The following is a 12,173-nucleotide window of genomic DNA, read 5'->3' on the forward strand; positions in this document are numbered from 1 at the left end:
GTTCGACCGCGCCCGCCGATGGGTGGATCTGCAGGCGGACATCGCCGGTCCGTCACGCCTGTGGGACGAGGGCTATCAGCTGGGAGATTGGCTGGATCCCGCCGCTCCCCCGCAGGATCCGGGCGACGGTCGCACGGATCGATATCTGGTGGCCAGCGGATACTTCGCCCGGTCGGCCCGTCTCGTCGCTCAGATCGCCGAGGTGCTCGGAGAGACCGAGGCGCCAGCCGCTACGGAGCGCTCGCCGACGAGGCCCGAGCCGCATTCATCGCCCGGTACGTCGTCGGGGACGGCATGATGACGTCGGATTCGCCGACGGCATATGCCCTCGCTCTGCAGTTCGACCTGCTGCCGGCGGAGAGCCGGACGACAGCCGCCGCGCGTCTGGCGGCGCTGATCCGCGAGAGCGACAACCGCATCGCGACCGGGTTCGTCGGTACACCGCTGGTGTCCGACGCCCTGAGCGCGAACGGACAGCAGGAGACCGCGTACGACCTGCTGCTCGAAGAGGAGTGCCCGTCGTGGCTGTACCAGGTGAACATGGGGGCGACGACGGTCTGGGAACGCTGGGATTCGATGCTCCCGGACGGCACCGTGAATCCGGGCACGATGACCTCCTTCAACCACTACGCCCTGGGCGCAGTGGCGGATTGGCTGCACCGTGTGGTCGCCGGGCTCGCACCCGAGACGCCGGGGTATCGCCGCATCCGCTTCGCCCCGCGCCCCGGTGGCGCGCTCACGTCGGCATCCGCCACCCACACGACTCCGTATGGAGAAGCCGCGATCTCGTGGAGTCTCCAGGGCGACGAACTCACGGTTGAGATGGTCGTGCCCGTGGGCGCCACGGCGATCATCGATCTGGAGGGCCGCGAACCCGAGGAAGTCGGCCATGGTCGGCACGAGCGGGTCGTCGCCCTCGCTCGAAAGGAGGTCGTCGCATGACCCGCATCGCTTTCCTGCACACAGGAGCCGTCGTCATCGCCCCGGTGATGGAGCGTGCACGCGCCGCCTTGCCTGAGGCGACGTTCATCAACTACCTCGACGATCGCATCGTCGCCGACCTCGCGGACGATGATCGCGCCGGCTCCGTGCCCGGTCGCGTCGCAGGCCTCGCGCGCGCAGCGATGAGCGCCGGCGCGGACCTCGTGATGCTCACGTGCTCGTCGATCTCGCAGCTCGCGGCTCGCGTCGAGGACGAGGTCGGGATCCCGGTTCTGCGCATCGACGAAGCGATGGCGGATGCCGCCACCGCGGATGCGACGCGGATCGCCGTGCTGGCGACGTTGCCGACGACCCTCGCGCCCACCGTGGCGCTGCTGCACGAACGGGCCGCGCGAACAGGACACTCTCCCGAGATCGTCGCCGAGGTCATCGAAGGCGCCTTCGCCGCTGTCAGCACTGGCGATCGCGACGCGCACGATCGCCTCGTCGCCGCCGCGATCGAACGAGTGGCTGATCAGGTCGACGTCGTCGTGCTCGCCCAGGCATCCATGGCATCCGCGGCCGAGGCCGTGCAGGTGGAGGTTCCGATCCTCACCAGTATCGTCCCCGGGATCGAACGCCTACGAGATACCGTCACTGCCCGCGCCGCGCACGGCGCACCGACCGAAGGAGCGGAGATCCGATGACGACGGCGACCACGCGCGCACCCCTGCGCGCACTGCAGGCAGATGGGGCCCGTTGGGCGAGCGGGTTCTGGGGCGAGGTTCACGAGCGCACCCGAACGCAGACGGTGCCCGCGATGTGGCAGTCTCTCAGCGACTCGTCCGTGAGTCCGGGGCTGCGGAACTTCCGCGTGGCAGCCGGACTGGAGGAGGGAGCGCACGAGGGCCCTCCGTTCATGGACGGCGACTTCTACAAGTGGCTCGAGGCCGCGGTGGCCCAGCTCGAGACCGATCCGGAACCGTGGCTCGCCGAGACGGTCGAGATGGTCGCAGCGCTCATCGCCTCCGTGCAGCGCGAGGACGGCTATGTCCACACGCCCACGCTGATCGCGTCGCGCAACAATGAGTCGGCGACGGCACTGGCCGACCGATTCCATTTCGAGACGTACAACCTGGGGCACCTGATCACCGTCGGCGTGCGACACCACGCGGTGACCGGATCGACGACGCTTCTCGATGTGGCGCGAGGCGCGGCATCCTTTCTCGAGGACCTCGCGACGAACAAGCCGCTCGAACTCGCCCGCAGCGCCATCTGCCCGTCGCACTACATGGCGGTCATCGATCTCTACCGCGCCACCGGCGAGGAGCGCTACCTCGAGCTCGCGAAAGCGTTCGTACGCGTACGTGACGACTTCGACGGCGGAGACGACAATCAGGATCGAGTGGCGGTTCGCGAGCAGACCACCGTCGCCGGTCACGCCGTGCGCGCCAACTATCTGTACGCAGGCCTCACCGATCTCGTGACGGAGACGGGAGATGCCGAGCTCGCGAACGTGCTCGAGAACCTGTGGCGCGACGTCGTCGACACCAAGCTCTACGTGACCGGTGGCTGCGGCGCACTGTACGACGGCGCATCGCCCGACGGGCATCCGTGGCAGGAGCAGATCAGCCGCATCCATCAGGCCTATGGTCGGGCCTACCAACTGCCGAACACCACGGCGCACGCCGAGTCGTGCGCGAACATCGGCATGATCCTGTGGGGCGAACGGATGCTCGCACTGACGCGCGACGCGCGTTACGCCGACGTCATCGAGCAGATCGCGTTCAATTCCTTCCTCGCCGGCATCAGCCTGGACGGCACCGAGTACTTCTACACCAATGCGCTGCGCCAGGTGCGGGATCTGCCATGGGAGCTTCGGCGCCCCGGCGACACCGGTCTGCATCCGGTACCGTCTCCGCCCCCTTCGGATGCGCGGATGCGCGAGCGCTACCTGAGCTGCTTCTGCTGCCCGCCCAACACCGCGCGCACGCTCGCGCGCTTCCACGAGCGGGCGGCCTCTGTCGGTGACGACGGCCTCTTTGTTCATCTCTACGGCGGCAGTGAACTTCACGCCGTTCTCGCTGATGGGCGCTCCCTGTCGCTGCGCGAGCAGAGCGACTACCCCTGGGACGGACGGATCACGTTCATCGTCACGGAGGCCGAGCTCGGCGGACTCCCGCTGCACCTGCGGGTTCCTGGATGGTCATCCGGAGCGACCCTCGAGGTGAACGGCGAGCCCGTCGAGGTGTCCGCCGCCGGAACTTACGCGACGATCACCCGCGAATGGGCAGCGGGTGACGAGATCATCCTCGATCTGCCCATGCCGGCACGGGTCCTGCGCGCTCATCGCCTGGCAGAGGAGACCACGAACCAGGTCGCGGTGCAGCGCGGGCCGATCGTCTACTGCATCGAGAGCGCCGACCTCCCTGATGGAGTCCTGCTCGAGCAGGCGGCCATCCGCCGCGGCGTCGGCCTGCGCCCTGTCGCCCCCGAGATCGCAGGGCATCGCATGGTCGCGCTCGAAACCGAATTCGCCATCCTTCCCCTGGTCGATGAAGACGTGCTCTACACCGATGTGGAGGGCGCACCCGTCACAGCATCCGCGCGCCTCGTGCCCTACTTCGCATGGGGAAATCGTGGGCCAGGCGAGATGTCGGTGTGGCTGCCGCTGGTGTGGTGACGACGTGACAGACAGCGTGATCGCCTCCTATGTCATCGAGACGTCGCTCCCGCTTGAGAAGGCTGCCGAAGTTCTCGCCGGGGAGCAGTCGACGGGCACCTTCGTGCGTGTCGAGCGAGAGTCCGACGCGGTTCGCGCGCGTTTCGCCGCCCAGATCGAGAGCCTCGACGAAGTCCCCCTCACAGGAGCCTCACCGCTTCCCGGAACGATCGGCGACCCGGCGACGCGTCGTCGAGCAGTGCTGCGGCTGCGCTTCCCGCTCGACAACTTCGGGCCGTCCATCCCCAATCTGCAGGCCGCAATCGCCGGAAACCTGTTCGAGATCAAAGAGCTGGCGGCGATAAAGCTGATCGACCTCGAGCTGCCGGACGCATTCGCTGAGCGATACCGGGGACCTCGTTTCGGTGTCGAGGGCACGAGAGAGATCATCGGGCGTCACGACGGCGCGCTGATAGGCACGATCGTCAAGCCCTCTATCGGCTTGTCGCCGACCGAGCTCGCCGAACTCGTCGGCGAGCTCGCCGCCGCCGGAGTCGACTTCATCAAGGACGACGAGCTGCAGGGAAACGGGCCGTCCGCTCCCCTCCGAGAGCGCGTGCGGGCCGTGATGCCTGTGCTGCACAGACACGCTGATCGCACCGGCCGCATGCCGATGTACGCGTTCAACATCACCGACGACATCCACCTGCTCGAGGAGAATCACGATCTCGTCGTGGCCGCAGGCGGAACCTGCGTCATGGTGTGCATCAACATGGTCGGCCTCGCCGGACTCGCGCACCTCAACCGCGTCGCCCAGGTTCCGATCCACGGACACCGTGCCATGTTCGGCGCGATCAGTCGATCGGAGCACCTCGGGTTCGCGTTCCGGCCGTGGCAGAAGCTCGCACGCCTCTCCGGAGCCGACCATCTCCACACGAACGGCATCTCGAACAAGTTCTACGAGTCCGATCATGAGGTGATCGCGGCGATCGCAGACGTCCGAGCGCCCATCGACACGGTCGCCTCGACGCTGCCGGTACTGTCATCCGGCCAGTGGGGCGGACTCGCACACGCCACCTACGACGCCGTCGGCACCTCCGACCTTCTCGTTCTCTCCGGCGGAGGAATACACGGCCACCCCGACGGTGCTGCCGCCGGTGTGACGAGCATGCGCGAAGCGTGGGCGTCCGCGGAGCGCGGCGAATCTGTGCACGATGCACTCTCGACTTCCGCAGCGCTGCGTCGCGCGACCGAACGATTCGGTCCTGTCCGTGAGTGATCCGCGCATCGGCTTCTACGGCGACGACGTCACCGGCAGTGTCGATGTCCTGCTGCAGTTCGCACGAACGGGCGCTCAAGGACGCCTGTTCGTGGGGACTCCTGAGACCTCCGCCCTGGTGGCGGCCGCGGCGGAGTGCTCGGTCGTCGGCATTGCGGGGATCGCGCGATCCCTGCCCACTGACCAGCTCGAAGAGGAGGTCGCACCCGCCCTGAGAGCGCTGCGTACGATCGATCCGGACATCGTGCAGTACAAAGCCTGCTCGACGGCCGACTCCTCACCGAACATCGGCTCCCTCGGTCGGGTCCTGGAGATCGGCCGCGACATCTTCGGCGCCGCTACTGTGCCGATGCTGTTCGCGCAGCCCGACTTCGGCCGCTACACCGTGTTCGGACACCATTTCGCCGCCGAAGGAGACAGGGTCCATCGTCTTGATCGTCAGCCGACGATGGCGAACCATCCTTCGACGCCGATGACGGAGTCGGATCTGGCCGTGCATCTGTCGCACCAGACGGCGTTGCCCGTCGGCGCCCTCCACTTCATGGACTACGCCTCGGCGAGCGCGATCGCACAGCGAGTGCTGGATTCGCGCGATGCCGCGGTCGTCCTGGATGCGCTCGACGATGCGCACCTCGCACTGCTCGGCGACGCTCTCCGCCGACTCGCACGTCCGCTCTTCATGATCGGCTCGGGCGGACTCAGCCGTGCCATCGGACTCGCGCGGACGACGGACAGCACCGCACTCACTGGCTCGATCCGCGCCCGCGGCCCCGTCCTCGTCGTCTCCGGCAGCCGCTCGCCGCAGACCCGCCGCCAGGCCGCGGCCGCCGCAGCGGCCGGTTGGGTGGTGCGCCCGCTCCCTTCCCTCGTCGACGACGACGCCGTCGCCGACGTCGTCCGGGTGCTCCGCAGCGAACGCAGCCTCGTGCTCGCCTCCGACGACACCACGCTGGACGGCGATGCTCTGGCGGGGATCGCCCGGAGTGCCGCCTCGATGATCACGGGCGCTGTGCAGGCGGGCGCGACTTCGAGGATCATCGTGTGCGGCGGTGATACGTCCAGTCGAGTCGTGCGGATGCTCGGAATCCAATCGCTGTCGCTCGCAGCGAACCCCGAAGGCAACGTCGTGCTCCTCCGCGCCCACTCCGATGACCCGTCGATCGATGGGCTCGAGGTTCTGCTGAAGGGCGGGCAGGTGGGCGCCGACGACCTGTTCGTGAAGATCGCCGGTGATCGCGCTTGACCGCGGACCTCATCTCGATTACATTGAATGAAACGATTCATCCACTGGGATATCCGAGGAGCATGTCACCGATGACAGCCGCCACCCGCGTCTGCTTCCAGCTGCAGATCCGCCCGGAACTGCTGGATGAGTATCTTCGCCGCCACTCCCCTGTGCGGCCGGAGATGCTCGCCGAGATCGCCGCCGCAGGCCGCCGCAACTACTCGCTGTTCCTCGGCGAAGGCGGCATCCTGATCGGCTACTACGAGACCGATGATGACGCGGCCGCGCAGGCGTACCTCGCCCAGTCGGAGGTCGCCACCCGCTGGGAATCCGAGATGGCACGGTTCTTCGTCGACCTCGACGGCCGACCCGATCAGGCCGCGACCCCGCTCACCGAAGTCTTCAACCTCGCGGAGCAGCTCTCCGCCACAGCATCCGACATAGAAAGCAGTGCATCGTGACCACGCTCTCCCCCGCCGTCCTCACCGAGCTCGAGAAGCAGTCCATCGAGCTCCCCTCGTGGGCGTTCGGAAACTCCGGCACCCGCTTCAAGGTGTTCGGCACCCCCGGCACGCCGCGCGACCCGTTCGAGAAGATCGCGGATGCCGCGCAGGTGCACAAGTACACCGCTCTCGCTCCGAGCGTGGCCCTGCACATCCCCTGGGACATGAGCGACTTCGGCGACCTCCGAAAGCACGCCGAGGACCTCGGCGTGCAGCTCGGCACGATCAACTCCAACACCTTCCAGGACGATGACTACAAGTTCGGCGCCCTCACCCATGAAGATGCCGCGATCCGCCAGAAGGCGATCGACCACCACCTCGCGTGCATCGACGTGATGGACGCCACTGGCAGCCGCGACCTCAAGATCTGGCTCGCAGAAGGATCGAACTACCCCGGCCAGGCCGACCTGCGAGGGCGCCAGGACCGTCTCAACGAATCGCTGCAGAAGATCTACGCGCGCCTCGGTGACGACCAGCGCCTGGTGCTGGAGTACAAGTTCTTCGAGCCGGCTTTCTACCACACCGATGTTCCCGACTGGGGCACGTCATACGCCCAGGTGGCGTCGCTCGGCGACAAGGCGATGGTCTGCCTCGACACCGGCCATCATGCACCGGGCACGAACATCGAGTTCATCGTCATGCAGCTGCTGCGCCTCGGAAAGCTCGGATCGTTCGACTTCAACTCGCGCTTCTACGCCGATGACGATCTGATCGTCGGGGCGGCCGACCCGTTCCAGCTCTTCCGCATCCTCTTCGAGGTCATCCGCGGCGGAGGCCTCAACAACCCCGACGTGGCGTTCATGCTCGACCAGTGCCACAACGTCGAGGACAAGATCCCCGGTCAGATCCGCTCGGTCCTGAACGTGCAGGAGATGACCGCCCGCGCACTGCTCGTCGACAAGGATGCTCTCACCGCGGCGCAGAAGTCGGGCGACGTGCTGGCGGCGAACGCTGTGTTCATGGACGCGTTCTACACCGACGTGCGTCCGGCTCTGGCCCAGTGGCGCGAGTCGCGGGGCCTGGATGCCGACCCGATGGCCGCATACGCGGCATCCGGCTACCAGCAGAGGATCGCCGCCGATCGCGGCGGCGGCACGCAGGCCGGCTGGGGCGCGTGAGCGTCCGGTCTCGCTCCGGAGAGGAATGGATGCCGTGACCCATCCGTACTCCGCCGCCGATGGACTCGTGCGCGTGTACCCGGCCGAGGAGCCTGATGGCACCGGGCTCGTCTGGGCGCACGGCGGCGGCTTCCTGTTCGGTGACATCGACATGCCCGAATCAGACTGGGTCGCCAGGCGACTCGCCGACCGGGGGACGACCGTCGTCTCGGTCGATTACCGACTCGCTCCGGTTCCGGAGGGCTTCCACGAGGGTGTCACGGCGCCGCCGGGTCACCCTTACCCTGCCGGCTCCGACGACATGGTGGCCGCGTGGCGATGGACGTTGGCGCACACCGCAGAGCTCGCGATATCGCCGTCAGCTCTCGCGATCGGCGGAACCAGCGCCGGTGGCAACCTGGCGGCAGGGGCTGCGCTTCGTCTCGCCGGCTCGCACGAGGCCCCTGCCCTCGTGCTGCTCGCCTACCCGACGCTCCTCGCCGTGCAACCGGCTCCGGATGCGGCCCTGCGCGCCGCTCTCGACGCCACCCCCGACGCGGACCGCTTCGGCCCCGAGTCGGTCTTGAAGATGTACGAGAACTATCTCGCCGGAACCGTCGACGATGCGCCACTGCCAGCCGTTCCCGGCCGAGCCGCGGCGGCCGACCTGGCCGACTACCCGCCGACCTTCATCGTCAACGGCGACATCGACGAGTTGCGTGTCTCGGCAGAGCACTTCGCCACGACTCTCGCCGCTGCCGGGCGCCTCGTCGAGGTCGTCACGGAAGACGGCACGCAGCACGGCCACCTCAATCGTCCGGAGGAGCCCGCCGCGACCCGTTCGATCGAGCGCATGTCCGCACGCCTCGCCGCCCTGTCACCCCAGCTCTCCCCCGCTCCCTCCGAAGGAACAGCCTCATGACCAACCCCACCGCAGCCGCCCTCATCGAGCGGTCGAACCGCCTGGGCGCCGACCCGAAGAACACGAACTACGCCGGGGGCAACACCTCGGCCAAGGGCACCGAGATCGACCCCGTCACCGGCGAGCCGGTCGAGCTGCTCTGGGTCAAGGGCTCAGGCGGCGACCTCGGCACGCTGAAGGAGCAGGGCCTCGCGGTGCTGCGCCTCGACCGCTTCCGCGCGCTCACAGGCGTCTACCCCGGCATCGACCGCGAGGATGAGATGGTCGCCGCGTTCGACTACTGCCTGCATGGCAAGGGCGGGGCCGCCCCATCGATCGACACCGCCATGCACGGCCTGGTGGATGCCGCTCACGTCGACCATCTGCATCCCGACTCCGGCATCGCGATCGCCACAGCGGCCGACGGCGAGGAGTTGACCGCCAAGGTCTTCGGCGACAAGGTCGTGTGGGTGCCGTGGCGGCGCCCTGGCTTCCAGCTCGGCCTCGACATCGCCGAGATCAAGAAGCAGAACCCGCAGGCGATCGGCACCATCCTCGGTGGACACGGCATCACCGCGTGGGGCGACACCTCGGAGGAGGCCGAGGCGAACTCGCTGTGGATCATCGACACCGCCGCCGCGTACATCGAGGCGAACGGCAAGGCTCAGCCGTTCGGCGCCACGCGCGCCGGCTTCGAGGCGCTGCCTGAGGCGGAACGCCGTCAGCGCGCCGCAGCGCTGGCCGGGACGGTCCGCGGCATGGCCTCGACGGACAAGCCGATGGTCGGCCACTTCACCGACTCCGACGTCGTGCTCGACTTCCTCGCATCGTCGAACGCGCCGCGACTCGCAGCGCTCGGCACCAGCTGCCCCGACCACTTCCTGCGCACCAAGGTCAAGCCGCTCATCCTCGACCTGCCCACCACGGCATCGGTCGAAGAGCAGATCGCGCGCCTGCACGAGCTGCACACCGAGTACCGAGCCGACTACCAGGCGTACTACGACGCCCACGCGACCGCCGAGAGCCCGGCGATCCGCGGCGCCGATCCGCTGATCGTCCTGATCCCCGGCGTCGGCATGTTCTCCTACGGCGCCAACAAGCAGACGGCTCGGGTGGCCGGCGAGTTCTACGTCAACGCCATCAACGTCATGCGCGGTGCCGAATCGCTCTCGACGTACTCCCCGATCTCGGACGCCGAGAAGTTCAACATCGAGTACTGGGCACTGGAAGAGGCGAAGCTGCAGCGGATGCCGAAGCCGAAGTCGCACCAGGGGCGCATCGCGTTCGTGACCGGCGCAGCATCCGGCATCGGCAAGGCCATCGCCGTCCGTCTCGCCGCCGAGGGTGCCTGCGTCGTCGTCGCCGACCTCGATCTCGAGAAGGCGCAGGCCGCGGCCGCCGAACTCGGTGGCACCGATGTCGCGATCGGAGTCGCCGCCAACGTCGCGGATTCAGGCGCCGTGCAGGCGGCGCTGAACGAGGCCGTCCTCGCCTTCGGCGGCGTCGACCTCGTCGTCAACAACGCCGGGCTGTCGCTGTCGAAGCCGCTGCTGGAGACCACCGAGAAGGACTGGGATCTGCAGCACGACGTCATGGCCAAGGGCTCGTTCCTCGTGTCGAAGGCCGCGGCCCGCGTGCTCATCGATCAGAAGCTCGGCGGAGACATCATCTACATCTCTTCGAAGAACTCCGTCTTCGCCGGGCCGAACAACATCGCCTACTCCGCGACCAAGGCCGACCAGGCCCACCAGGTGCGCCTGCTGGCGGTCGAGCTCGGCGAGCACGGCATCCGCGTCAACGGCATCAACCCCGACGGCGTCGTGCGCGGCTCCGGGATCTTCGCGTCCGGCTGGGGAGCGAACCGCGCCGCGACCTACGGCGTCGACGAGAAGGATCTCGGCCAGTTCTACGCGAACCGCACGATCCTCAAGCGCGAAGTAGTGCCCGAGAACGTCGCTGATGCGGTGTACGTCCTGACCGGCCCCGAGCTCAGCCGCACCACGGGCCTGCACATCCCGGTCGACTCCGGCGTGGCGGCGGCGTTCCTGCGATGAGTGGCGGCGTCCGTGCGGTCGCGGCGGTCGACCTCGGCGCCACAAGCGGGCGCGTGATGATCGGCCGCGCCGGCGACGACACGCTCGAGCTCGAACTCGTCACCCGCTTCCCGAACGGACCTGTCGAACACGAAGACGGTCTGCACTGGGACTTCGATGCACTCTACGGCCACATCATCGACGGTCTCGCCGAAGCGGTGCGACGAGAGCCTGCGATCGAGAGTGTCGGCATCGACTCGTGGGCTGTCGACTACGGGCTCCTGCGCGACGGGGAACTGCTGTCACAGCCGTTCCACTACCGCGATCCGCGTTCGGAGCGCGGTGTCGCGGAGGTGCACGAGATCGCGCCGTTCACCGAGCTGTATCGACGCAACGGACTGCAGTTCCTGCCGTTCAACACGCTGTACCAGTACCGCGTCGACGAACGGCTGGCGGATGCCGACACCGCTCTGCTCATCCCGGATCTGATCGCCTACCTTCTGACGGGCAGCCGCGTCGCGGAGCGGACGAACGCCTCGACGACAGGACTGATGGGCGTGCGCTCGGGCGAATGGGACACCGAGCTGGCGGATCGCCTCGGCATCCCGACTGCGGCTCTGCCCCCGCTGGTCGAACCCGGTACGTGGATCGGGACGCTGCGCGCCGAGCTCGCGGCCCGCATCGGCAAGGATCTGCCCGTCATCGCGGTCGGCTCGCACGACACGGCATCCGCCGTCGTCGCCGTACCGCTCTCGTCTGCGAACTCGGCGTACATCTCCTGCGGCACCTGGGGCCTGGTGGGCGTCGAGCTCGCCGACCCGGTGCTGACGGATGCCGCGCGCGAGGCGAACTTCACGCACGAGCTCGGAGTCGACGGACGCTACCGGTTCCTGCACAACGTCACGGGGCTCTGGCTGCTCAGCGAGACCGTGCGCGCGTGGGAAGCGGAGGACGGCGCGGCGATCGACCTGCCAGCGCTGCTGGATGCCGCAGCCGCGGTGACCGACGACATCGCGCTGTTCGACGCGAACGACGCGTCGTTGAGCGCTCCCGGCGATATGCCCGCGCGAATCGCGACGGTGCTGCGCGCTACGGGCTCACCGGTTCCCGACGGCCGCCCGGCCTTCGCGCGCACGATCGTCGAGTCGATCGCCGCGGCCTTCGCCTCGGCCGTGCGCACCGCGGGCGATCTGTCGGGGCGTGAGCTCGACAGCATCCATCTCGTCGGCGGCGGATCGCTCAACCGGCTGCTGTGCCAGGCGACGGCCGACCGCTCGGGGCTCCCCGTGCTCGCCGGCCCTGTGGAGGCGACCGCTCTCGGCAACGTACTGGTGCAGACCCGCGCGATGCGCGCCGCACCCGCGACGCTCGAGGACCTGCGAGCGCTGGTCGCCCGCACGCACGAACCCGCGCGCTTCGACCCGCGCTGACCCGAACCCGCCGGCACACTTGTCAGTCGAAACGCACGGTTGTCAGTGCAGAAACCGCATTCCGGACAGCCATCCGTATATTCAACTGACATCTGTGCATGAAGAGGGGGCCCCCGGCCGCA

10 protein-coding genes and 1 pseudogene are annotated in these 12,173 nt (G+C 68.1%); all 11 read left to right on the plus strand.

The window, feature by feature from the left end; translation table 11 throughout:
• Positions 1-22 precede the first annotated feature (22 nt).
• Positions 23-609 (plus strand): annotated as a pseudogene (locus ACNPNP_RS13540) (alpha-L-rhamnosidase-related protein); the annotation flags it as partial.
• Positions 610-942, plus strand: a complete 333-nt coding sequence (locus ACNPNP_RS13545; protein ID WP_448967253.1) for an alpha-L-rhamnosidase C-terminal domain-containing protein — start codon at positions 610-612, stop codon at positions 940-942.
• Positions 939-1,628: an aspartate/glutamate racemase family protein gene (locus tag ACNPNP_RS13550; RefSeq protein ID WP_448966556.1), complete on the plus strand. Its 690-nt coding sequence runs from the start codon at positions 939-941 to the stop codon at positions 1,626-1,628. Before ACNPNP_RS13545 ends, ACNPNP_RS13550 begins: the two co-directional genes overlap by 4 nt.
• Complete coding sequence (locus ACNPNP_RS13555) at positions 1,625-3,604, plus strand: glycoside hydrolase family 127 protein (RefSeq protein ID WP_448966557.1); 1,980 nt, start codon at positions 1,625-1,627, stop codon at positions 3,602-3,604. The genes ACNPNP_RS13550 and ACNPNP_RS13555 overlap by 4 nt, the downstream gene beginning before the upstream one ends.
• Before the next feature lie 4 nt (positions 3,605-3,608).
• The gene (locus tag ACNPNP_RS13560; RefSeq protein ID WP_448966558.1) at positions 3,609-4,862 is read left to right on the plus strand and encodes a RuBisCO large subunit C-terminal-like domain-containing protein; all 1,254 of its coding nucleotides are present in this window, start codon (positions 3,609-3,611) and stop codon (positions 4,860-4,862) included.
• Positions 4,855-6,105, plus strand: coding sequence for a four-carbon acid sugar kinase family protein (locus ACNPNP_RS13565; RefSeq protein ID WP_448966559.1), 1,251 nt, complete (start codon positions 4,855-4,857; stop codon positions 6,103-6,105). Before ACNPNP_RS13560 ends, ACNPNP_RS13565 begins: the two co-directional genes overlap by 8 nt.
• A gap of 62 nt (positions 6,106-6,167) precedes the next feature.
• Positions 6,168-6,548, plus strand: coding sequence for an L-rhamnose mutarotase (locus tag ACNPNP_RS13570; protein WP_448966560.1), 381 nt, complete (start codon positions 6,168-6,170; stop codon positions 6,546-6,548).
• Positions 6,545-7,708, plus strand: coding sequence for an L-rhamnose isomerase (gene rhaI, locus ACNPNP_RS13575; protein ID WP_448966561.1), 1,164 nt, complete (start codon positions 6,545-6,547; stop codon positions 7,706-7,708). Before ACNPNP_RS13570 ends, rhaI begins: the two co-directional genes overlap by 4 nt.
• A gap of 25 nt (positions 7,709-7,733) precedes the next feature.
• Positions 7,734-8,609, plus strand: a complete 876-nt coding sequence (locus ACNPNP_RS13580) for an alpha/beta hydrolase (protein ID WP_448966562.1) — start codon at positions 7,734-7,736, stop codon at positions 8,607-8,609.
• Entirely contained in the window at positions 8,606-10,642 is a 2,037-nt protein-coding gene (locus ACNPNP_RS13585) for a bifunctional aldolase/short-chain dehydrogenase (RefSeq protein ID WP_448966563.1), read from the plus strand. The genes ACNPNP_RS13580 and ACNPNP_RS13585 overlap by 4 nt, the downstream gene beginning before the upstream one ends.
• The gene (locus ACNPNP_RS13590) at positions 10,639-12,051 is read left to right on the plus strand and encodes a rhamnulokinase (protein ID WP_448966564.1); all 1,413 of its coding nucleotides are present in this window, start codon (positions 10,639-10,641) and stop codon (positions 12,049-12,051) included. Before ACNPNP_RS13585 ends, ACNPNP_RS13590 begins: the two co-directional genes overlap by 4 nt.
• The last annotated feature ends 122 nt before the right edge of the window (positions 12,052-12,173 follow it).

The organism is Microbacterium xerophyticum, from assembly GCF_053543555.1.

Bases quoted from the DNA above. Each gene is read 5' to 3' on its own strand.
- ACNPNP_RS13550 (WP_448966556.1), top strand. From the start codon at position 939: ATGACCCGCATCGCTTTCCTGCACACAGGAGCCGTCGTCATCGCCCCG.
- ACNPNP_RS13545 (WP_448967253.1), top strand. From the start codon at position 610: ATGACCTCCTTCAACCACTACGCCCTGGGCGCAGTGGCGGATTGGCTG.
- ACNPNP_RS13580 (WP_448966562.1), top strand. From the start codon at position 7,734: ATGGATGCCGTGACCCATCCGTACTCCGCCGCCGATGGACTCGTGCGC.
- ACNPNP_RS13585 (WP_448966563.1), top strand. From the start codon at position 8,606: ATGACCAACCCCACCGCAGCCGCCCTCATCGAGCGGTCGAACCGCCTG.
- ACNPNP_RS13570 (WP_448966560.1), top strand. From the start codon at position 6,168: ATGTCACCGATGACAGCCGCCACCCGCGTCTGCTTCCAGCTGCAGATC.
- ACNPNP_RS13590 (WP_448966564.1), top strand. From the start codon at position 10,639: ATGAGTGGCGGCGTCCGTGCGGTCGCGGCGGTCGACCTCGGCGCCACA.
- ACNPNP_RS13555 (WP_448966557.1), top strand. From the start codon at position 1,625: ATGACGACGGCGACCACGCGCGCACCCCTGCGCGCACTGCAGGCAGAT.